Origin of the sequence: Metabacillus sp. 113a (assembly GCF_050107635.1) — a bacterium.
In the GTDB taxonomy this organism is placed as follows: Bacteria; Bacillota; Bacilli; order Bacillales; family Bacillaceae; genus Metabacillus_B.
Genome location: NZ_JBNILJ010000013.1, coordinates 73,059 through 94,050, shown reverse-complemented (window position 1 = coordinate 94,050; position 20,992 = coordinate 73,059). Strand labels below are relative to the sequence as shown.

General features: G+C 46.5%; 21 protein-coding genes and 1 pseudogene. 15 read left to right on the top strand and 7 right to left on the bottom strand.

The window, feature by feature from the left end; translation table 11 throughout:
* Positions 1-874, top strand: an 874-nt coding sequence (locus ACQCVE_RS15795; RefSeq protein WP_426863376.1) for an RNA-guided endonuclease InsQ/TnpB family protein, incomplete at its 5' end; no start/stop codon positions are given.
* A 107-nt stretch (positions 875-981) separates the two neighbouring features.
* Here the strand turns inward: ACQCVE_RS15795 and ACQCVE_RS15790 are convergent.
* Entirely contained in the window at positions 982-1,263 is a 282-nt protein-coding gene (locus tag ACQCVE_RS15790) for an MBL fold metallo-hydrolase (protein ID WP_426863375.1), read from the bottom strand.
* A 179-nt stretch (positions 1,264-1,442) separates the two neighbouring features.
* Between ACQCVE_RS15790 and ACQCVE_RS15785 the strand changes: the two are divergent.
* The 8 genes and pseudogenes from ACQCVE_RS15785 to ACQCVE_RS15750 all read left to right on the top strand — a co-directional run.
* Positions 1,443-1,628: pseudogene (locus tag ACQCVE_RS15785) on the top strand (immunoglobulin-like domain-containing protein); the annotation flags it as partial.
* 59 nt (positions 1,629-1,687) lie between these two features.
* Positions 1,688-2,254, top strand: coding sequence for a hypothetical protein (locus ACQCVE_RS15780; protein ID WP_426863374.1), 567 nt, complete (start codon positions 1,688-1,690; stop codon positions 2,252-2,254).
* Positions 2,255-2,673: 419 nt separating this feature from the next.
* Complete coding sequence (locus ACQCVE_RS15775; protein ID WP_426846247.1) at positions 2,674-2,946, top strand: heterocycloanthracin/sonorensin family bacteriocin; 273 nt, start codon at positions 2,674-2,676, stop codon at positions 2,944-2,946.
* Positions 2,947-3,060: 114 nt separating this feature from the next.
* The gene (locus ACQCVE_RS15770) at positions 3,061-4,881 is read left to right on the top strand and encodes a bacteriocin maturation protein (RefSeq protein ID WP_426863373.1); all 1,821 of its coding nucleotides are present in this window, start codon (positions 3,061-3,063) and stop codon (positions 4,879-4,881) included.
* Positions 4,878-6,791, top strand: a complete 1,914-nt coding sequence (locus ACQCVE_RS15765) for a TOMM precursor leader peptide-binding protein (RefSeq protein ID WP_426863372.1) — start codon at positions 4,878-4,880, stop codon at positions 6,789-6,791. The genes ACQCVE_RS15770 and ACQCVE_RS15765 overlap by 4 nt, the downstream gene beginning before the upstream one ends.
* Positions 6,792-6,804: 13 nt before the next feature.
* Positions 6,805-8,343, top strand: coding sequence for a SagB family peptide dehydrogenase (locus tag ACQCVE_RS15760; protein WP_426863371.1), 1,539 nt, complete (start codon positions 6,805-6,807; stop codon positions 8,341-8,343).
* A 638-nt stretch (positions 8,344-8,981) separates the two neighbouring features.
* Complete coding sequence (locus tag ACQCVE_RS15755; protein WP_426863370.1) at positions 8,982-9,545, top strand: CotY/CotZ family spore coat protein; 564 nt, start codon at positions 8,982-8,984, stop codon at positions 9,543-9,545.
* A 199-nt stretch (positions 9,546-9,744) separates the two neighbouring features.
* Positions 9,745-10,155 carry a hypothetical protein gene (locus tag ACQCVE_RS15750; protein WP_426846256.1) on the top strand — a complete coding sequence of 137 codons (411 nt, stop codon included), beginning with the start codon at positions 9,745-9,747 and terminating at the stop codon, positions 10,153-10,155.
* On the opposite strand, the gene ACQCVE_RS15745 is transcribed toward ACQCVE_RS15750, so the two are convergent.
* Together ACQCVE_RS15745 and ACQCVE_RS15740 are read right to left on the bottom strand one after the other, a co-directional pair.
* On the bottom strand, positions 10,145-11,116 hold the full coding sequence (locus ACQCVE_RS15745) for a CotO family spore coat protein (RefSeq protein ID WP_426846258.1): 972 nt from the start codon (positions 11,114-11,116) through the stop codon (positions 10,145-10,147). The two genes, ACQCVE_RS15750 and ACQCVE_RS15745, sit on opposite strands and share 11 nt — an antisense overlap.
* Before the next feature lie 65 nt (positions 11,117-11,181).
* Positions 11,182-12,135 (bottom strand): D-2-hydroxyacid dehydrogenase, encoded by a 954-nt coding sequence (locus tag ACQCVE_RS15740; protein ID WP_426863369.1) that lies wholly within the window; start codon positions 12,133-12,135, stop codon positions 11,182-11,184.
* A gap of 318 nt (positions 12,136-12,453) precedes the next feature.
* On the opposite strand from ACQCVE_RS15740, the gene ACQCVE_RS15735 reads away from it, so the two are divergent.
* Together ACQCVE_RS15735 and ACQCVE_RS15730 are read left to right on the top strand one after the other, a co-directional pair.
* On the top strand, positions 12,454-13,743 hold the full coding sequence (locus tag ACQCVE_RS15735; RefSeq protein WP_426863368.1) for a hypothetical protein: 1,290 nt from the start codon (positions 12,454-12,456) through the stop codon (positions 13,741-13,743).
* 24 nt (positions 13,744-13,767) lie between these two features.
* The gene (locus ACQCVE_RS15730) at positions 13,768-14,103 is read left to right on the top strand and encodes a hypothetical protein (protein WP_426863367.1); all 336 of its coding nucleotides are present in this window, start codon (positions 13,768-13,770) and stop codon (positions 14,101-14,103) included.
* Between the two features lie 144 nt (positions 14,104-14,247).
* Here ACQCVE_RS15730 and ACQCVE_RS15725 read toward each other — a convergent pair whose 3' ends face one another.
* Together ACQCVE_RS15725 and ACQCVE_RS15720 are read right to left on the bottom strand one after the other, a co-directional pair.
* Positions 14,248-14,727: a M67 family metallopeptidase gene (locus ACQCVE_RS15725; RefSeq protein WP_426846263.1), complete on the bottom strand. Its 480-nt coding sequence runs from the start codon at positions 14,725-14,727 to the stop codon at positions 14,248-14,250.
* A 149-nt stretch (positions 14,728-14,876) separates the two neighbouring features.
* The gene (locus ACQCVE_RS15720; RefSeq protein ID WP_426846267.1) at positions 14,877-15,644 is read right to left on the bottom strand and encodes a hypothetical protein; all 768 of its coding nucleotides are present in this window, start codon (positions 15,642-15,644) and stop codon (positions 14,877-14,879) included.
* A gap of 466 nt (positions 15,645-16,110) precedes the next feature.
* Between ACQCVE_RS15720 and ACQCVE_RS15715 the strand changes: the two genes are divergently transcribed.
* From ACQCVE_RS15715 to ACQCVE_RS15700, 4 genes are all read left to right on the top strand, one after another.
* On the top strand, positions 16,111-16,743 hold the full coding sequence (locus tag ACQCVE_RS15715) for a hypothetical protein (protein ID WP_426846269.1): 633 nt from the start codon (positions 16,111-16,113) through the stop codon (positions 16,741-16,743).
* A gap of 18 nt (positions 16,744-16,761) precedes the next feature.
* Positions 16,762-17,658 carry a glycosyltransferase family 2 protein gene (locus ACQCVE_RS15710; RefSeq protein ID WP_426846271.1) on the top strand — a complete coding sequence of 299 codons (897 nt, stop codon included), beginning with the start codon at positions 16,762-16,764 and terminating at the stop codon, positions 17,656-17,658.
* Between the two features lie 14 nt (positions 17,659-17,672).
* A complete protein-coding gene (locus tag ACQCVE_RS15705; RefSeq protein WP_426846273.1) occupies positions 17,673-18,476 on the top strand; it encodes a glycosyltransferase family 2 protein in 804 nt (267 codons plus the stop codon).
* Positions 18,477-18,604: 128 nt separating this feature from the next.
* Complete coding sequence (locus ACQCVE_RS15700) at positions 18,605-19,381, top strand: FkbM family methyltransferase (RefSeq protein WP_426846275.1); 777 nt, start codon at positions 18,605-18,607, stop codon at positions 19,379-19,381.
* Positions 19,382-19,468: 87 nt separating this feature from the next.
* Here ACQCVE_RS15700 and ACQCVE_RS15695 read toward each other — a convergent pair whose 3' ends face one another.
* Both ACQCVE_RS15695 and ACQCVE_RS15690 read right to left on the bottom strand, forming a co-directional pair.
* Entirely contained in the window at positions 19,469-19,840 is a 372-nt protein-coding gene (locus tag ACQCVE_RS15695; protein WP_426846277.1) for a hypothetical protein, read from the bottom strand.
* A 351-nt stretch (positions 19,841-20,191) separates the two neighbouring features.
* Complete coding sequence (locus ACQCVE_RS15690) at positions 20,192-20,953, bottom strand: sulfotransferase domain-containing protein (RefSeq protein ID WP_426863366.1); 762 nt, start codon at positions 20,951-20,953, stop codon at positions 20,192-20,194.
* Between the last annotated feature and the right edge of the window lie 39 nt (positions 20,954-20,992).

The window sequence follows — 20,992 nt, the reverse complement described above, 5'->3', positions numbered from 1 at the left end:
TAAAAGTGTATTCTCTACAAAAATTAAGAAAAGCAAATACACAATCATCCCTATTTTGGTGAAGCCTGTCTGCATTTGGAATAACCAAAACTACTCGTTTGACTTCACTCACATACATTTGCCTTTGTTGATTAACGGTAAAGTAAAGAAAACACCTATTCGTGCGATAGTAGTCGATAAGCATAACCGCAATTTTGATTTGCTAAAGCATAAACTAGGAACTCTTCGCATCACAAAAAAATCAAATAAATGGATTGCCCAAATAGCTGTCATCATTCCTTCTGCCCAAGAAACAGGAACGAAAATAATGGGTGTAGATTTAGGTTTGAAAGTTCCTGCGGTAGCCATCACAGATGATGACAAGGTTTGTTTCTTTGGAAACGGTAGACAAAACAAATACATGAAGCGTACATTCCGTTCCAAACGCAAAACATTGGGCAGGAAGAAAAAACTCAATGCCATCCGTAAATTGGATGATAAAGAACAGCGATGGATGAAAGACCAAGACCACAAGGTGAGCCGTGCAATCGTCAATTTTGCAAAAGACAATCACATTTCTGTCATTCGCTTGGAACAACTGGCGAACATTAGACAGACGGCAAGAACGAGCCGTAAAAACGAAAAGAATTTGCACACTTGGTCATTTTATCGCCTGTCTCATTTCATCGAATATAAAGCAAACCTAGTGGGTATTAAAGTTGAATATGTGAATCCCGCCTACTCGAGTCAAACTTGTCCGAAATGTTCTAAAAAAAATAAAGCCATAGACAGGAAATATACGTGTCAGTGCGGATTCGAAAAACATAGAGATGTAGTCGGTGCAATGAATATTCGCTATGCACCTGTGGTTGGCGGTCATAGTCAACCAGCCTAAGATGCTATATGCACTGTCTTAGGAGGGGCAATGAGATGCCCCTGTCTTGAAGGCTGTTCAAAACAGAAATGGACTGCGAACGTTTAGTCATTCAAGAATCCCACCCGTCACACCGTAAGGTGTAGGGCTTGCGGCTTTAGCCGTGGGAGTCTCAAATGGTCTCCGTGATAGTGGCTGTTCACTACATATTTCACACGGTTTCCTGTCCGTTCCTCTGCTGCTGCGCAAAGCTCAGCTGCAGCCTGCGGCAGCAAAAAGGTATCGAATACGAGCGTCCCTTTTCCCAAATTTACAAATCCAGCATTGCCAGCTGCCCCCGTCCCTTCCTTTGCAATCGCTGCAAAAACGCCGGGTCGGACTTCCGTGCAGGTAAAGTAATGGTGGTCCATTTTTTGGCCTCCTGATTTTAGGGGATAGATACCTATTCGGGACGGGAACCTGATTTCCTTTATGAACATCTTCTAAAGCAAACTCTATTCTCCTATTTTCATCCTCTGCATACATCACGAAGTATGTGGACACAGTCAAGCCTGTTACTTATGGAACATGATCCAAGACCGTAAAATACAGATCTGCTTTTAATCCGATGGCGGGAGTTACGGCAAAGGACAATGCAGACGGAGATGTTACAAAAAAGATAACCGTATCAGGCTCGGTGAATACGAAGGTAAAGGGATTGCAGAGAATCACCTATCATGCAACAGATCAAGCCGGAAACAAGACCAGCATCACCAGAAAAATAACGGTGAAGTAAACGGCAGCAGCAATCCGATACCTAACGGCGGGCTGCTGCTTCTGCTTAATGGAGGAAGGATGCTGAATGAAAGCATGACGATGCTCTATCATTTTATTGGTTCAAAGAATGAACTGCCTCCTGTGCCTTTTCACAGCAAAGCTTCAGTCGTCCAGATTAAGGACTTGTCACAGCTGAAAATCAGAGGCATGCAAACCAAAAAGGAAAAGCGGAACAAATATAAGGAAACTCCACAGCAGTCCCTCATTGTCTACGAAACAGAAGAGGATGCAGCTGCCGGAATCAGCATAAGCAAGATGGAAGGATTTGATGGGATTAAATCAAAGCTCAGGCATCCATCTATCTATGAGCTTGGATCAAGCGGAACGCGGGAGACCCTGGAATATCTGTTTCAATACATCCATGAACACTCACTCCAAACAGGTCCAATTGAGCTGTATACCTGCTATGATCATCATGAGATGCTCCCCAAAATTGATAGTCTGGATGTAGTAATCGATTTTAAGGAGAGAAGCTATACAAATTATCTCGGAACCTTCCGCTTAAATAAAAACGGCTTTATCAGGATCTGGGAGAGGTTTACTTTCAAAAACCGGCAGTATGTGCTCATAACCGGCGGGGATTAAATTCTTTGTGAACCATGTGTCCGGTTTTACCCCGCCGGTTAACATGCCCCGGTGCGCCTTAAAAATTAGAGGAGGCGGTTCGCAGCAGAGGGAACCCCGCTCGTTTAAAGTATAACGCTTTAAGAAGCGGGATCAGATCCCGGAATATAGGCGTGAACTTGGAAATCCGTGCAGGAGAACAAGTACAGGCCTGCCGGGACAGCCTGCTTCCCTCCTGCCTCCATTCTCTTTTATAAGATCAATCATATCACCTCCGCATACCTTTAGTTTTCGTTCAATAAAAGTTGGGCTTACCCACTACGAACCCAAATCGGCCATTCTTCATAAATTGTGGGGGAGTGACCAGGAATTTGGTGAATTGACCTATCTAGCAATAGGCTTACAGAAAAAATGAATAAAAATATGCGGAGGTTATGAATATGTATCCAATTCAAAATGATTTACAGGCGCTGCAGCTGGGAGACTATCAGGCAGGGCAGGTTATTCCTTGGGATGCCAGAAATGGGTATGGCGATGATTCCCGTTTAATCTTCTTCCGCTGCTTCGGCTGTGTGGGCTGTGTGGGTTGTGTAGGCTGTGCAGGCTGTGGAGGCTGCGGAGGCTGCGGCGGCTGTGCAAGATGTGGAGGCTGTGCAAGATGCGGCGGCTGTGCAAGATGTGGCGGCTGCGGACGCTGCGGACGCATCGAATAGTATCAGGGGAAGTCTTTGTGTCTAAAGGGCACAGAGACTTTTTTTTACATAACGGACAATTTCTGCCGCATATCCTGAAATGATCATGATTTTTTCAGGAAAAGGAGGAGCGGAATGCAGAACTTGGATCCTTCTTCACGGTTGAAAACGAACCGGGATACGGTGTTTGTCCCTGATCCTTCAGGCAGTGTGTATTTCCGGAATAATACAAGTTCGTTTGAAATGAAAGGCAAGTCGGTTGCTCAGTGGATAGAAAAGTTGCTGCCTCTTTTTACAGGGGAGCGGAGCCTGGCTGAATTGACCGCCGGGCTGTCGCCGGAATACCGTGACCGGGTTTTTAATATTGCCGGGACTCTGCTTGGAAATGGATATGTACGGGATGTGCAAAAAGAGCTCCCGCATCAGCTGCCTGAAGAGGTGCTTAAGCGATTTGGCTCTCAGATTGAATTTCTCGATGAGCTTGGAGGGTCAGGAGCGGCCAGGTTTGAAAAGTTTCGCCAGACGCCTGTTCTGGCGGCAGGCTCGGGGCCTTTTTTTGTTTCTCTTGTATCCGCAATTCTTGAATCTGGCACGGCAAAACTGCATTTGCTGGCTGCAGGGGAGACCGATTGGGACCGCATCAAGGAGCTTGCAGAAGGTGCGCAGCTTCAGGATCCGGAAGTGAGGGTGGAGACAGCGGAGCCAGATGAATGGGAGGACGCCATTAAGCAGTTCGATGCTGTCTTATTTGTATCAGATCATAACGGCGAGAAAGAGCTTGAAGGGATTATTGAGGTTTGCAGGAGGGGCGGGAAACTTCTTATTCCTGCTATTTTCAAAGGAGAAGCGGGGGCTGCAGGACCGGTCCTGCAGCCTGAACAGTACGGAGAAGTATGGCAGCTCATTCGAAGTCTTCCTCCGTCAAAGGGATATGTTCCCTCCAGGACAGCCTATGCGATGCTAGCCAACCTGATTGCTTTTGAATGGATGAAGGAAGCGGCAGGGGTTCAAAACGGCGAACAGAAATGCTATCTGCTGAATGCAGAGACGCTTGAGGGAAGCTGGGAAACCCTGGTGCCACGCGGACAGAAGAGTATAGAGTTCAAGCCGGTCGACATAAAGATGAGAATCGGGGAGGCAACAGAACGAAATCCGCAGGAATGGTTTTTGTTTTTCAGCAAACTGGCCTCAGCGAGAACGGGAATCTTCCGCAAGTGGGAGGAAGGAAATCTGAGTCAGCTTCCTTTGGCTTTGTGCCGGGTGCAGGCCGTTCATCCGGAAACGGGCGACTTGCTGCCTGAAATTATTAGCAGCGGGGCTACCCATGAAGAGGCACGGAAGGAAGCGGGACTGGCCGGTCTTGAAGCCTATGGAGCGGAGCTTTTTCAATGCGATGAGGAGGTTCACGGTATCGGAGCCGGGGAAACGGCAGCAGAGGCTGTCTGCCGGGGAATTGAGCAGGCGCTAGAGGAGGAGCTGAAGCGCCAGAAGGAAGAAGTGATACCGGTTTACCCTGTTCAGCTCGCTGCGGAGGATTGTCGCTGCCGGTACTACTGGCAGGTGCTGAATTCGCTGAATTTGACTCCGGTCATCGGTGTAGGAAGGGAAGCGGGTGGATTCCCTGTTATATGGGCGGGTACGAGACACGGATGGGTAAAAAGCACAGGATTAAATGTAACTCTTGCAGCCCGGAGAGCCCTTCAACGATCACTGGAGCTGATTCAAGTCCCGCAAAAACGAAAGCCTTCTGCTCCCCCTGTCCTGCTTGAACATTCCTTCCGACTGATGATTCCTGAGTATGATGTAAGCTGGACTGCGCTTTACCGATATGCAGCAACCATTCTGGAGCGTGAAGAGATTGTATTGGATGTGGATGAACTGACAGGTGTCCCTTTTCTAAAAGAAGGAGCTGCGGAGATATTCAGGGTGACACTCCGAAAGGGGGAGGTACAATGAGGCAGATTGTTATTTTCGGAGATGGAGAGCTGGCAGCACTCGCCCGTCAAAAGCTTTCAAAGCATTATCGCGTTTTATCTGGAGCTGAAGGAGACTCAGCTGAACTGGCCGTGGTCCTTCAGGACAGCTGGAATCCGGCATTTTTCCGTTCTGTGACCACAAGTGTTCCAAAACTGTTTGCATACATGGCGTTCGGGGAGGGGGTCATCGGACCGCTTGAGAAAAAGGCAGTGCCCGGCTGTGTCCATTGTTCCTCTGTCCGAAAGCTGATGGCGGGCAGGGACCGGAAGCACATGTGGGATTTGACAGAAAGGCTGGCCGAAACGGAAGAGGCTCCCGATGCTTGGGCATCCCGGACAGGAATGGTGCAGCTCCTTCATGTGCTTGAAAACGAGACTGAATCCTTTTTCAGAGGAGAAGAGATTCGGTCGGATGGCCGGATCTATCTCCTTCATTTAAAACGTCTGGAAGGAGCTTGGCACTCGTTTCTTCCGGACCCATTTTGCGGAGTTTGCGGCACGGTGCCGGATGATTCCCCGGAGCTTGCACGAATTATGCTCAAATCCAGTCCAAAGTCGGGCGCGGGCAGCTACCGGTGCCGCTCGATCGAAGAGCTGTCCGGCTTCCTAATCAGGGATTATCTTGATGAACGGACAGGTCTGTTTAATGATAAGCTGCTGGATTTGTCCACGCCATTCGCTGATATGAGCGTAAATCTGCCCTTATTTGGCGGGGACGAAGGGACGGCCGGCCGAACGCTTTCTTATGAACTGAGCGAGATGACCGCCATTTTGGAGGGGCTTGAACGCTATTGCGGAATGAGCCCGAGGGGTAAATATCCGGTTGTACGGGACCGGTACAGCCGTTTGAAGGATTATGCCATCGATCCTATGTCTGTCGGGGTGCATGCAGAGGCGCAATACGAACAGCCTGATTTTCCTTTTAAGCCGTTCGATCCGGAAAGAAAGCTAAGCTGGGTATGGGGCTATTCATTTTTACAAAAACGCCCGGTCCTCGTTCCTGAGCTTCTCGCCTACTACAGCATGACCTGCGGGCACGGAGGCGGTTTTGTGTATGAATCCTCAAACGGATGTGCGGTTGGGGGGAGCCTGGAGGAAGCGATCTTCCACGGCATCATGGAAGTGGCAGAGCGGGATGCGTTTCTTCTCACCTGGTACGCGGAGCTCCCATTGAGAAGGGTTGATCCGCGAACTTCAGATGACGCTGAACTGAACGTCATGCTTGACCGTCTCGAAATCCTGTACGGCTATGAGCTTCATCTATTCCAGGCGACGATGGAGCACGGGATCCCAAGCATCTGGGCCGTCATGAAAAATGGCACAGGAAAGGGCATTAACCTGCAATGTGCGGCCGGGGCCCATCTCGATCCCATCAAAGCGGTGAAAAGTGCTGTATTTGAGCTGGCAGGTTTAATGGATTCGCTCGGACAGAGGCTGGATAAGGAACGGGACGTGCACCAGAAGCTGCTGGAGGATTCAGCGCTTGTAAAGCAGATGGATGACCACGGGATGCTGTACGGCCTTCCGGAGGCAGAGGAGCGGCTGGACTTTTTGCTGAAGGATAAGCGGCCGCCGCTCACGTTTGGTGAAGCGTTCGACCGTACTCCTTTCCGCTCTGACCTTAAGGAGGATCTCGAGGATGTGCTGCAGCGGTTCGCGAAAAGGGATATGGATGTCATCGTTGTTGACCAGACAGCGCCGGAGCTAAGCCGTAATGGACTGCACTGTGTCAAGGTTCTCATTCCGGGGATGCTCCCGATGACGTTCGGCCATCATTTAAGACGTGTGACGGGATTAAAGCGTTTGCTGGAGATCCCATATGAATTAGGATACTGCTCCAAACCTTTGAAAATCGGGGAGCTTAATCCGTACCCGCATCCGTTTCCGTAGGGAGGGGACTTTGTTGGATCTTGGTGAATTTCTTTATAACCTGCACTTTCATACCGAAAAGACCGCTCCTGATGGATGGGAGCCGGATTGGGAGGATGCGCCCCTGCCATACAAACTGTATCGGGGGCTGCCTGCTATACCTCTAAGCAACGAGGTCCCGCTTACACTTGCGAAATGGAAAGAACCCGCCGTGCCTTCTCTGACAAGGATTGGGCATTTTTTGTGGTATACGTATGGGTTGACACAGATTACCCAAAGCGGTTCGGCTGAGGAAACGGTTCAGTCGCTCAGAAGATTCGTTCCTTCAGGGGGAGGTCTTTACCCGAATGAGTTGTATCTGTATCTGAATGTGGATGAGGCACCTTCTGGAATGTACCATTACGACGCTGCCCGTCACCAGCTCGTCCTTTTGAGGGAAGGGAACTGGGAGACGTATCTTTCTGAAGCACTCGGAGAACGCTGTGACATTTCCTCCTGTTTCGGCGCTGTACTGATTTCGGCAAAGTTCTGGAAAAATTTTTTTAAATACAATCAGTTCTCCTACCGGCTTCAGGGACTTGATGCAGGAGTGCTGGCCGGACAGCTGCAGGAAGCTGCAAAGAGATTTGGCTTCTCATGCGGTGTTTATGTACAGTTTCTCGACAGGGCGCTCAATCATATTCTAGGCTTGAATGATAAGGAAGAAAGCGTCTATGCCGTCATCCCGCTGTCAGTAGAGCCAATGCGGTGGTTTGCCGGAACGGACCGCGGATTAGTGTCAGCTGAGGAGCTGTGCCGGTCCATTCCCCCGATTATAACCGAGTCCTATGAACGCTCCAAAAGAATATTGGATTATTCGCTGCTATGTGAAATCAATGAGGCATCGTTTATGGAGTCAGCGAAGGAATTCCGGAAAATTGGTTCATGGAAAAAGCCGGTCCGTGACGGACAGGAGACAAACCTTGGCGGGAGCAGGTTCTTATATGACCTCGCTTCGTCCTGCCGGAGCCGGTTTTCACCGGATATGGATTTTATGATAGGTGATATCCATGCAGAAACGGCAGGGGATCTTCTTCGGGAAGCCGTGTCCGCATCTGTCTGCCGGAATGATCTGGATGGGGCGGAAATCAATCGGAGCCGGCTGTCTGTGTATGCATGCTTTTATCATGTAGAAGGTATTGAAGACGGAGCCTACCTGTATGAAGAAGGCACGCTGAAATGTATCCGGCCTGGAGATCACCGCTTGTATCTTCAGGATGGACTGACGCTTCATAATGTCAATTTGTACACAACTCCAATCGTATTGCATGTGGCGGGGGACCGGGGACATCTGATGGATCAGCTCAGCTGGAGGGGATACCGGGTCCAGCAGATGGAAGCGGGCATGCTTGTCCAGCGTCTGCTCCTGGCAGCGTCAGCCCTCGGACTTGGCGGACATCCGCTGCTTGGATATGATGTATCCCGCTGTGACAGGCTTTACAAGCTGGAGGAAACCGGGGAAACCTGTCTGATTCAGATCCCGATTGGCGGTTACAGGGAGAGGGCGTGGCTGAAGGGTGGGCTGCATGGGTGAGGTTCTGGGGCTGGCGGGTTAAGTCCTCTACTAAAAGGTGTGAAGTGCAGGTGGCTTCCCGTCCGGTGCAGAAAGAAGGAGCTGCGATCCGGTTCATGTTAACCAGGTATCCCGGATGATCACGTTGATAAGCGGGTGCCGGAGCTTTCCTCCTGTAAAGCGGCGGGGGACAGAGACAGCACTCTGTCAGGCGGTGTGTGCCATGGGTTGAAGGATCAGGTGCCGGAGCTTTAGTACGGCAGCGAAAGTGGGGCCAGGCACGGTGCCAGGCCCCTTCTGCTTTAATGCAGCAGGGGACAGAGACCATTGTTCATAAACCGCTGCGGCACAGCGGTTTTGAGAGGTGGTGCCGGAGATTTAGCTCTTTATCAGAGTGAGGGACAGACCCCGCCGTATCACTTGTTATATAGACCAGAACCCCCCGTTATTCATCAGCCTCCCGATCAAAGTCAACGATCCTTATATTCAGGGATGAGGCACGATTCTAGCATCCTCTATGAAAATTTCCGCTGCAAAATATGATTTTAATGCCCCTGTCCATTTTTTGTAAGCAGGGGTACCCTCCCACACCCTTCCATTCTATCAACATAAGATGTACGGACGAGAGTCAATTGAAAGATAATAGGAGGAAATGATAAATGGGTTGTGGAAGTCACTTAAATACAGGCAGTTGTGTGTGCGATATTTTAGCAGAAATTGCAGATGCTCAACAAGATAACACCCAGGATTGTCTCGGAAGCTGCTCTGAATCTGTTCGCGAATTAATGGGAGGTTCTGCTCCTAATTACAATACAGTACCCGTTCAGTTGATTTGCAATTCAGCTAACCCGAGAACAGTTGGAGACGGAGATGTTTATTTCGGAGGATTTTGCGGAACGGTTTTCATCGCGCAAGGCTTTAAAAGAGCTGCAAACGGAAACAATGGACAACTGGAAGCGGCTACTTCCAGCTTCTTTAGAGTATCTGCTGTAGATACAGAAACATGCTGTGCAGAGCTTGAATTGCTATGTGTTACCGGATTGGGAGATACACCGAGATATGGTCCGAGAGTAAGCGACTTGAATGACTGCCTGGAAACTGTTACACCGCTTTATCAAAGAACAGGAATCTGCATAACTGTTGACCTGAGATGCTTCTGCGGAGTTTCCTGCTTGCCTGCTGTTAATGCAAGCACCTGCCCTCAGGCTCCAGCACTAGGTTAAGAATAAATCGATATTAGGCTATAGGAAAGACAGCTCTGACGGCTGTCTTTCTTTCTTTTATTTAATAGTAGAGAACCATCCTGGATTGGGAGCTTAAAACAGGATAGCGGAGGTTTTCTTGACCAGCATTCCAGGGACACTTCATAATTCCATGAATGGAACATAAATTAGGAACAGAACATGCAGGGAGGGAAGGACATTGCGTGTGCATGTAAACCCCCTTATTAGAAGGCTGGAACAGATCAAGACCCTACAGGATGCGGTCGAAGAGGCAGGAAAGATTGAGAGTCTCTTTTTCCCGGCACCTATTCGAGATACCATTCCGGTTGTTTTTTTTCTAAATAACGGAAGTGTTTTTCAATCATCAGGAGGTATTGGCCGGCGTGATGAAAAGGGCCATTTTACCACTCCTTTTTTCCGCATTGAAACCATCAGCGATTCATTCATGGTCACCCTTACACTATTAAAGCCTCATTATGGCCAGGCGGTTCCGGAAGATCTTTTCGATGTGTATAACCTGATAAAAACCGGGTTCTGCGTTGAAATGAACAGCACCGTGTTCGGAGGCGTGCAGTATTTGGATTCAAAGCTTGTAGAAGTCAAAGACTGATGATTTTAAAGCTTTGTATTTCCTGTATCGCCATCGTGTAGAAATGGAGGTCGTTTGTATTTAAAATGGTAAGGGATTCGTTTATTTCTGAAAACGAGCAGACGATTCCGACACAGGATCGTTTGCTCGTTTTGATTTCAGTGATGATGCCGTTGAATGGTTTGGGGAGGCTTAAAAGGAATGCTGCTTTTTCGGGAATGCTTAAATGTTTAAACGGTTTTGAAGGGGTTTTTCGTTTCGTACGAAAATGGATTTTTACCGGTCCCCGGTACATGTTATTCGGGTAATCCCCAAGACTTTCCGGCTCGTCGTCATCTGCAGCTGATTCCCTTATTTCAGTATCTGTTGCAGGTCGTAAATTTGTCTGATGAACTGGGTTTATCGTTTCAGCAGACAGCTTTTCAGGCAGGCTTTGTAATGGTGCTCCTTCGGCCACGGGTTCAGCGTCCTGGCCGGCAGCGCTGGAGACTGCGGTCTCTGTGGGAGAAGCAGGTTCAGACAGCCATGAGACTCCGGCTGCTGCTTCAGGATCATAGTTTAATAGAAACTCCTCATGATCTGGGAGGGATTCTGCTTCTGTCAGCTGAAAATAACAATCCAGCCCATGGATCTCCGCCAGCGGGTTAAACGGGTCTGTCTCCAGATCGCCGGATGTCTCCCGGTTAGGAAGACGCTGTTCTGGCTGCTTATGAACGCCGGCTCCTAAACCTGACGCTTCTGCAGGGCCGGGTTCAGCTGAGGCGTCAGATTGAAGGGGACCGGGTTCTGGGTCTGGCGCGCCTAAAAGGATGACCATTCCGCTTTGAAGCTTTTTCATTTCTTCTGCAAGTTTTTGTGCGAACTGTTTCTTCTCCAGCTTTTTCTTTCTCGGGTGAGCCGGCAGTGATTGGGGCAGATCCCGCTCATTAATCAGCGGATCGATGATGTACATTAACGGACGCTGCTTCTCTTTGTCAGCCAAAAGCCTTCGCCTCCTTTACACCCAATGTATATGCCCTCCTCCCTTGCCGAATGCAGATTCAGGGCCTAGTATCCCTTTTCAAAATCCACCCGGTTTAGATCTGGCTCCTTTCCTGCTATGTACTTTTTCAGGTTCGGCAGAAATATGTCTCCGATGACCCGTTCATCGTAATATTCTGTGGAGCCTGCAGTGTGAGGGGTGATGATGACATTTTCCATCTCCCAAAGAGGGCTGTTTTCCTCAAGAGGTTCCTGTTCGAATACATCCAAACCGGCCCCCGCGATTTCCTTTTCATGTAGTGCGGAAATTAACTCTTTTTCCTCCACAATGTCCCCCCGGCCAATATTGATGAAAAAGGCTGAATTTTTCATCATGCGGAACTGTTTTTTTCCAAAAAGCTGTTTTGTATCCTTCGTTAGGGGCAGTGTGACGACAACATAATCGCACTCCGGCAGCAAGCTGTGCAGCTTATCCGGTGTGTACATTTCGTCCACAAACTCCTCTGGCCTGCCGGAGTACCGCATGCCGAGAACCTTCATGTTAAAGGCTTTGGCGATCTTTGCTGTTTCTTTGCCGATGGCTCCGATTCCAAGTATGCCAATCGTTTTGTTGTGGATTTCCAATTTAAGGCCGGCATGGTGCCACCTTTTTTCCTGCTGGTTGCGGACGTAGGCATGAATGTTCCTGGATAGGCCAAGCATTAAGGCGAAGATCGTTTCTGAAATCGGATAGGCATGCACGCCATTCGCGCTTGTCAAAGCAATCGATTTCCTCTTCAGCTCTTCAAGCGGCATGCTGTTTACACCTGCGCTCCACGATTGAATCCACCGGAGGCTGCTGGCATCCTTAAGATAATCAGCCATTTCCTTCCGCCAGCCTGCGATGACTTCAGCGCCCTGTATATCCCGTTCCCACACAGAGGCGTCTCTTCCGGCTATGATTTTCCAATCCGGGATCACCTCCTGAATTTGCTTCACATAAGAATCATTCAAATTTTGCCCGATAATAAGCTTTTGCATAGCAGCATCCTCCACTCGTCCTGTTTTCCTCATTGTAACAGAAAGGGGGGACGGGACAGAAACAGCAAACCCGGTCACAAGAGAGGTTTTTCCTGCTGGCTTGAGCCGGGTTTAACAGGCGTTTACTGGAAGGCTTCAGGTTTTGCCCGGCTAGTCTAATAGATTAATAGTCCGCTCAATTTCCGCCAATTTTCTCCTCAGTCTGCCCTGCCGAACAGCAGCCCCGTTCCATAAACTATCAGGAAAAGCTATTGTCTTCTGCCATAAGGTTTATGCAGTGGAAAATAATAGACTATGCAAAGAGAAGGGAGAGTTCTGGTGATTACTCATGGCTTTAAAAAAATCACTCCCTTAAATGGATTTTCATCCGACAAGGGGAATGCGAGACAGAATGATTATGCGTGGGCAATGGAGGAGCTTGGGGACTACTTGTATACGGGTACGGGCAGGAATATTCCGAACCTTGCATTTGATGGACTGGGGCTGCCGGTTCCAAAAGCCTTCTTGCCGAACGACGACTACCGTGCTGAGATTTGGAGACTTAAAAAGGATGGGGGTACAGACTGGGAGCTGGATTTCAAAACCCCGTCAAAATCCTACGGTTTCCGGTATATGATTCAATTTCCCGAGAACAGCCGTTCAAAAAGAGCTCTTTATGCAGCCGCTACCTCCAGTGACGGGAGCAAGGCTGTCATATACAGAAGAACAGTAAGCAGCGGATGGAGTGTGTTCGCCGAACTTGAGGGAGGTTCATCCCGCTCGATGGTTGAGCATCTCGGCAGGCTATACGTGGCGACCGTACCGCTCACATCCGCCGGCAATGTCCCGAAGCTTTTCATCTTGAATGAGTCTCAAACCTCCTTTGAGGCCGTCTCCCTGCCGCCAGCCATAACAGGTGAAATTACTAGCATGATCAGCTTTAATAACCGCCTTTACATTGGACTGGCTAAAGAGGACGGGTTGGATGTATGGAGAACAGATGGGGCAGAGCCATGCTCGGGCTGGAAGCTTGTTGTAGATAAAGGAGCGGGCGATGCGATTAACAGCATTCCGTTCGTCATGGATCAGTTCGAGGGGGCCATTTATCTAGGGACGGGCATGATTCCTTTCTTGCCTCTGCTTTCGGGCGTTCCAGTTATTACGAAGGGCTTTGATATGATCAAAATCAGCAGGAATGATACGTGGAAAGTCGTGGTTGGGGGGCTGCCGATGAAGAGGACAAAGCCGTCTACAGGCCAAAGGAATCTGGCAATGATTCCGTCCGGCTTCGGTAACCCGTTTAACGTATACTGCTGGCAGATCAGAAGCTATAAGGGATCCATTTATGCCGGCTCTTTTGATTGGACCTCGGTCATTCCTCCTGCCCTGCAATCTTTATGCGAGGCAATCTGGGACGGTGAGGCGGATGCTTTGCTTACCTTTGATGAAGAAGTGAAAACAGCTCTCGAGTCCCTTCCGCATTTAAAGCTTTCAGCTCTTCACCCCTTGTTACTCAGCCTTTTGAACACTCAGCACGGTTTAGTTGAAAAACTGAACGAAGGGATTGGACTTGCTGCAGATCGGCTACCTTATAGTAAAGCCCTATTGAGGCTTCTTAAAGAAACGTGAAACGGTCAAAAGCATAATAAAGAGATGGAAAAGGATTATAAACTGCAAATCCCGGGTTTACTATCCGGATTTGACCTATGGAAGTCCGGAAATGGCTGCATTTGGCTTCCTGTTTCATTGAATGGATTCGGCAATCCCGAAAATTATGGAGTGCGAAACCTGTTCTCTTCCAAGAATGGAAAGCTGTATTTAGGAACAGCCAATCCATTCCATGGATGTGAGGTTTGGGAAAAGGATTCAGGAAAGGATCCTAAACTGCCCCTTCTTCAAACATGGAAGACCTTGGAGCAGCTGCACGCAGATTTGAAAACTATTCATCAGCTGAAAAACAGATTTTTAAAAAGGAAACAGAAAAAATAACGGCTGGAAAAAGGGAGGAGGGAGACGGTTCTCCTTCCTTTTTTTCCTTGAAAACAGAACAAAACCCAAAGATTGTCAGCAATCTTTGGGTGAAAACACACAACGTTCAAATGAACACAACTTTTTTAGAAAATGGCAGAATACTTACATTTCAATAATGGTTAAAGCCCTGACTTTCTCATTGCGGATCCGGTAACACTTAACCCTTGGCTTCCCGGAAGCGAGTGAGATAATAAAATAGGCTGCATCCGGATAATAGGCATGGATTATGTCATTCCGTGAAGGGACCGGGGGGGCGGTCGGATGTGAATGGTAAATGCCGGTCATCCCTTCCGATTTTTGTTTTATTAAATTTAAGGTCCGGGTCATCTCACCAAGGTCCATTGCAAATGAGGTGCGGCTTCTTTCCGTGTTATTCATGATCCACTGTGTTTCATTTTTGCCAAGCCTGCCTGAAAGCAATCCGCATGCTTCATAGGGCAGCTCCTGCTGGCAATGGTTGATCATATTAGCTAAAACTGATTTTTTTATATAGACGGATTCACGCAACGGCTTCCGCTTAGCGTCCGCAGCAGCTTCTGCGGCGTCTTGGCTGACCCCCGGATTGGTATACTCTTTTTTCACTTGCGACTTTAGGGGAAAGCTCCTGATTTTTATCTTTCAAGAGTTTGGACTCTGATTTTGCTTTCGTTCCTGCCGGAAATCTTTTTGCTTGAGTAAATGAATGATAAAACTGTTCAGGTGACATCATTTCCTACCACTCCAATAAACGGTTATTTTGAATATTTAAATGGATTAAAAATACTGGTTTGAGACTGTGCTTGAGGGTAAAATTTCTTCAGCAATTCACTATGGCTGGCTGCTCTTCTTTCGGGCATTCTTTCTCTTGGAACAATCTGGTTCTGATTTCTCGGATTGATAGGACTGCCTGCCTGTTGCTGGTATCGTGACTGAGATTGTGCAGCAGCTTTTCTTTGCGCTTCGCTTCTTCCTTGAGACTGTCCCAGTGCTTTCTGAAATTTTTCAGCATATTGCTTTTCCTTGTCCTGGTAGGAGCGGATCGTTTCTTTTAGCTGGCTGGACTGTTCCGCTTCTTTCGCTCTCAATTTCTCCAATTGATCTTCGTATTCTGCTGTAGTTTGCTTCATATTCTGGATGGATCGTTCCATTGCTTCGAATTTTTCCTTGTATGCTGTTTTTTGCTCTTCCGAAATACTGAGTTCATTCTTAAGTTCCTCTAGCCTGCTGCTGTATACACTCTCGTTAGCCATTGAGCTTTGAAGCTGGAATTTGAGCTCCTTGATTTCCTCGGAGAACTTCAATTCATTTTGTTCATAGCGCTCAAAATGGCCGTTCATTTTTTCTAACAGCTGTTCATAGTGACTTAAATTTTCCTTTAAGTCCTGAATGGTGCTCGTTAATTCTTCTGTTTTTGCAAGATAGTGCGATTCTTCATTGTTCCAGAAATTCCAAACCATTTGAATCCAGCTCCCTCTCTTTATGGTATTCAACTCCTGCCGGTCATGCATAGGTTCTTTCACCGCTGTCTCTGCCCAATTTTTCCTTAAACTTTGAAAGATAGTGCCTGATTTTGAATGCACCATAAGCCTGTTGTTCTTCCTATAGAAAAATGAATTGCTTTTTCCTGTTTAGCTATTCTCCAATTGTGCTGCGCCCGGTCAGGGCTTTTTTAAAATCTTACCGCTCGACTATACCCATGAGCCTCAGTTATAGAATCGTGATTTTCCCGGCTGCAGGTGTGTCAACTTTTTTTCTAATCCTGTATATGATGATGGAAGGAGTTTCGTTTATGTTTAATGTTAACTGGATTAAGGAGTAAAGCGGGGAGATTTTACTCTATGGCTTTAAAAACTGTTTTCCCTCGTCATGGTCGATTCTCCTTAAAAGGCAAACCGCTTATAGCAGTATATGTTTGTTTCTGTGCATGGTGAAACAAAGGCAAAAGCTTAACAAGAACAGAATGTGAATAACAACGGGGTGAAAGCATTGGAAAGTATATTTAAGCTTGAGAAATTTTTAACGGCGGATGCGATGAAGCAGCTTGTTAAAAAGAACGGGTTCAGTGTTGTCAATGAACCTCCTGCGGAATTGAACGAGACATTTGCGTATTACAAGGACCGGCTAAAAGCTGCTTCACAAGCTCCCTATATCCTATCCGAGGAGGAGCGGATCCAGCTTAAGGTGCCTGTCAGTGAAGAGGAGTTCTACACAATGGAGTGGGTGGTGCCCAAACTGGAATATTTGGTAAGCAAAGAGAAGCTCTCCAAAACGGTCATCTCCATCGATCGCTTAAAATCGTCCATCCAGCAGGCAAAGGGAGGCAAACTGAAAAACCGGCAGTCTTCGGTTGATGAATCCGTGCTGATTGCATTCTATCCTCCAATCAGCAGCAAATACGTCATTCTAAAAGGAGTGGATAAAGCGATTCGCCTGTCTGACAGCGGGGCTGAGAGCATGGATGCTTATGTGCTCGAGCCTTACATTCACCTGCAGGGAACAGCAGCCCCTATTCACCGAACACTTTTTGCGATTCATTATAATCACTCACTGCTATGCAGCTATATCGCAGGCAAGCTTCCTATGGATGAGCTTGAAACAAGAATATTCCCGGTGTATTAATGGAGCGGAGGTGGATTTTTGGAGAACCATCCATTTATTTCAATTATTTTTCCGGTAAAGAATGAAGGAATTCATGTGAAAACGACGTTAGACTCTTTGTTTTCCGCCAAAACCGATCAATTATTTGAAGCCATTGTTGTGGATGACGCTTCAGTGGATGATTGCTGTGATTTTCTGCAAACGTTTCGTCATAAAAACCGGATTAAGCTTCTTCTCACTGACGGCATCGGGGCAGCGAATGCACGGAATTTAGGTGCAGAACATGCTCGGGGGGACTACCTCGTATTCTGCGATGCCCACTTGGAATTCGAGGATTGGTGGCTGGACCGCATAATCCGGCCATTAATTGAAGGGGAAACGAACGCAGTGACTCCTGCAATCGGAGCGATCGGGAATCCGGAATTTATAGGGTATGGCCAGACATTATGGTCTAACCCAAAAAATAATTCAAATCTGAGGACGCATTGGAATCAATATCACCATGAAATGTTTGATACTGCTGTTCTGCCTGGCGGATGCTTTGCCATCGAGCGTGAGGTGTTTGAAAAGCTCGGAGGCTTTGAAACCGGATTTAAAACGTGGGGCCATGAGGACGTTGAATTCTCCATAAAGCTCTGGCTTTTTGGTTACCGCGGCAGTGTTCTACCTGATGTGAAGGTATTGCATCTATTCCGGAAGCAGCAGCCTTACCACGTAAGCATGGATGAGTACTATTACAATTTATTGAGGATGGCGTATTTGCATTTCAGCCCGGATCGGATTCAAAAATGCAAAAAAATGATCGTAAAAGGAAACGCGGAGGATATTGAACAGCAGGTGCTGAGGGACGGTGTTAGCATGACGAGAGAAAGATATTTGAGGAAGAGAAAATTTGATGATGACTGGTATTTTAGGAAGTTTACTATTGATTATTAAGAAAGGGGTGTAAATTGGGTTCTCTGACATCTATTATTCTCCTGACCAAAGACGGCTTGCCTTACACAAAGGAATGCATAGCCAGTATATTCGCCCATACAAAAGAACAGATTGAATTAATCGCTGTTGATAATGGCTCTACAGATGGAACGGTGGAGTACCTACGTTCTCTTCCAAAAACCAAAGTGATCGCAAATAAAAGAAACAGAGGATTTCCAGTGGGGTGTAATCAGGGCCTTTCCATGGCATCAGGGGAATCCATCGTTCTGTTAAATAATGATACGGTTGTAACGAAAGACTGGCTTAAGAGACTTTTAGCATGCTTATATCAGAAAGCTTCGACCGGCATCGCCGGACCGAGGTCAAATTATACGGTACCTCATCAAATAGTAGCTCCCGTACCTTACAAAACAATGGAAGAAATGCATGTGTTTGCTGCCGAGTGGTCAGAACGCCATCATGAAGACAGCTATGAAGCGGACTATCTAAGCGGTCTTTGTATGGCCTTTGATCAAACATTATTAAATGAAATCGGAGGCTTTGATGAGAGATTTTATCCTGGGTATTATGAGGACACCGATTTATGTTTAAGAGCCCTCATCCTGGATAAAAGGCTAATGGTGGCAAACGATGTATTCATCCACCACTATGGGAGCAGCAGTTTCAAAGATCACCGTGAACGGCATAAAAAAATCATCAAACAAAGTGAAGCGAAATTTTTTCAAAAGTGGAAAATAAATGATTTAAGCTTGATTAAGGAAGCGGCAGAACTGGAAAAGCCATTCTTAAAGGAAAAGCACTATGTCCCCTATGATTAGATCCCTTTATGCAGCGGGCATCCCGGTGCTCAGCCAAGCGTCTATTATGTAACTAAACAGTTATATACTGTGCCGTTTCAACGTATGATTCATATAATGAGAGCATGAATAAATAGGAGTTGAATAAGTTGGCAAAGGCAGCGTTACATCTTCCTTATGATAACAAAACGTTTATAATAAACGGAAATGAACTCGATAGCAGTGTATTTAAGCCTGTAAAAACGAAAGGAACGTATGAACCTCATGTAATGAGGCTTTTAAAAAAAATCATACGTCATGAAAGTGTCTGCCTGGATATTGGCGCCAACATCGGTCTGATTTCCCTCGCACTGAGCTATTTGGCTAAAGAGGGGCAAGTTTATTCCTTTGAACCTTCCAAGACGAATTTTCCTTTCCTGGTGCAAACGATAGAGGATAATCATATTAAGAACATTTCCCCTATAAATGTAGGGGTGTATGACAGGAATACAAACATAAATTTCTGTGAAATTGGCGCAGGCGGCGGTGGATGGTCCTTTGTTTTTGATGAAACGAAAATAGATGCAACACCTAACGAAATAATCCCTTGCATCAAACTGGATGATTGGGTGCAAAACACCAATGTGCAAAAGGTTGATTTTATTAAAATCGATATCGAAGGATCTGAAATAAAAGCGATCCAGGGCGCATCAAACACTATAAAAAAATGGAAGCCTGATTTAATTGTCGAATTTAATCCAATCGCTATTTCCGATCTTGGAGGTGCTGAACCGGAGGAATTATACAATATGATTAAGACAGCCGGATATCCCAGCATTTACGTGTTAAAGCGCGACAATACCCTTGTAAAAGCAGCTGACTACTCAACCCTGATGCAGCTGATGTCTGGCGGAACTCATGAGGATTTATATTGTTCATTCAAATAAGCAATTGAAAATGACAAAATTTTTCATTCATAGAAACAGCTCGGGGTTTACCCCGAGCTATCTGATTGGAATGTGACAGAATAGGGCCTAAGCTATAACGTCACCGTTACCAATTGTTCTAAACAAGTCCCCATACTTGTATTCGATTAACAGACTCGTGCTCAAAGCATTTAGTCCGGTAATCCTGGGAACAACGTTAGGGTCATTCGTTTGCACGATTGCTTCAAATTCCGCAGGGAAGATTACACTGGTAAACAGACGCTCAGATCCATTCAATGCCGGAACGGTGAGGGTTTCATCGTACACATTGACTTTAGGTGAAGCTGCAGTGTTCCAAACAAGAACTCTGACAGTCTGGGGGGTTGTTGCCCGGTTCATAAGATCAAACCGGATAAGGGCAAGGTTTAGAATGGATGTGTTGACTTGACCGGTGGAGTAAATAAACATAAGGGCAGTCATTCCTTCCTTTGAAGCAAATTTGTTTAAACCACAATATCTTAATTCAAAGCTTTTTTTATAAGGGTGCAGCTTGAATCTAGTTCTCTTTCCAATCAGGATGAGAGAGTATGGATTCAGGCCAGCCATTAAGAAAATTTGTGATTTGTATACTATATGTGTGCGGAGGGAAGAAGGGAAGGGTTGATAACTATTACTTCGAAGATGGTAAAGACAGCCTCTTAAAAAATAGACTTTGGTTAATAATAGGAAAGCAAGAGTCTTAAAACCACAAGTCATAGAACATAAATAGACTGGATGGCTGACAGTCATCTTCCATCCAGTTATTATTGAGGTTCGGCATGAGCAGGAGGACTACCAATGATCATCCGTTTCGTACCCCAGCCTGATTAACAAATCCCCTGCCACTTCTTTGAAACGCCGTTTATGCTCTTCTGTAAAATGGTTTTTCCATCCTCCAGTCTTCCCTTCTCTAAAGGTGGGAGACATTTTCGGATTAATGTTGTGATTCATCATTTCTGCAATTTTTTCTTTTTCCAGGTCTAAACCTTTCAAATCTTCCTCAAGAAAACCAGCCATATTATGAAGGATATGGTGCCGGTTCCGTTGATCAATAAGCTCTTCATATCGGACAGAAAATGTGTTAGGATCCTGAGACCAATCCATAAACTGATTGTAAAATTCATTAATATTCGGATACTCGGTATGGCCATGCAAAAGGGTTTCGGCCGTTTGGACATCAAGATTTTTAATGCCGTTAATAACAGTCATTATATGGTCACTGACAGTGCCGGGAGTGTTTTTTAAATAATTATGCAAAAACGTCGTTTCACTCATATATAATGCGTAATACACCATGGAGACCGTTACATCTCTTGGATCTCTGTAGATGAAAAACCTTCGAATGTTCTCATTATTCAGAAGATCAATTGTGTTTTTTACATAATAGAGGTGGCCATAGGTGACTTCTCCCGGCACCATTTCCTTTACATAATTTGCATTCTCACCTAAAATCCCCTTAACCTTCCGAGTCCCGGGGATCCCAAGCATAATCTGCAGCAAAAGGTGGGTCCCGCTTTTCGGGACTGAGTTTACAAATATTCTTGGTAAGTTCATGAATATCGCCTCTTTTAAAAATATCAATTATGCCCCGTT

What these genes read in the sequence shown, in the direction of transcription:
- ACQCVE_RS15755 (WP_426863370.1), top strand. Translation starts at nt 8,982, where the DNA reads ATGGGTTGTGGAAGTCACTTAAATACAGGCAGTTGTGTGTGCGATATT.
- ACQCVE_RS15775 (WP_426846247.1), top strand. Translation starts at nt 2,674, where the DNA reads ATGTATCCAATTCAAAATGATTTACAGGCGCTGCAGCTGGGAGACTAT.
- ACQCVE_RS15730 (WP_426863367.1), top strand. Translation starts at nt 13,768, where the DNA reads ATGGAAAAGGATTATAAACTGCAAATCCCGGGTTTACTATCCGGATTT.
- ACQCVE_RS15770 (WP_426863373.1), top strand. Translation starts at nt 3,061, where the DNA reads ATGCAGAACTTGGATCCTTCTTCACGGTTGAAAACGAACCGGGATACG.
- ACQCVE_RS15765 (WP_426863372.1), top strand. Translation starts at nt 4,878, where the DNA reads ATGAGGCAGATTGTTATTTTCGGAGATGGAGAGCTGGCAGCACTCGCC.
- ACQCVE_RS15790 (WP_426863375.1), bottom strand. Translation starts at nt 1,263, where the DNA reads ATGGACCACCATTACTTTACCTGCACGGAAGTCCGACCCGGCGTTTTT.
- ACQCVE_RS15690 (WP_426863366.1), bottom strand. Translation starts at nt 20,953, where the DNA reads ATGAACTTACCAAGAATATTTGTAAACTCAGTCCCGAAAAGCGGGACC.
- ACQCVE_RS15695 (WP_426846277.1), bottom strand. Translation starts at nt 19,840, where the DNA reads ATGACTGCCCTTATGTTTATTTACTCCACCGGTCAAGTCAACACATCC.
- ACQCVE_RS15740 (WP_426863369.1), bottom strand. Translation starts at nt 12,135, where the DNA reads ATGCAAAAGCTTATTATCGGGCAAAATTTGAATGATTCTTATGTGAAG.
- ACQCVE_RS15780 (WP_426863374.1), top strand. Translation starts at nt 1,688, where the DNA reads ATGCTGAATGAAAGCATGACGATGCTCTATCATTTTATTGGTTCAAAG.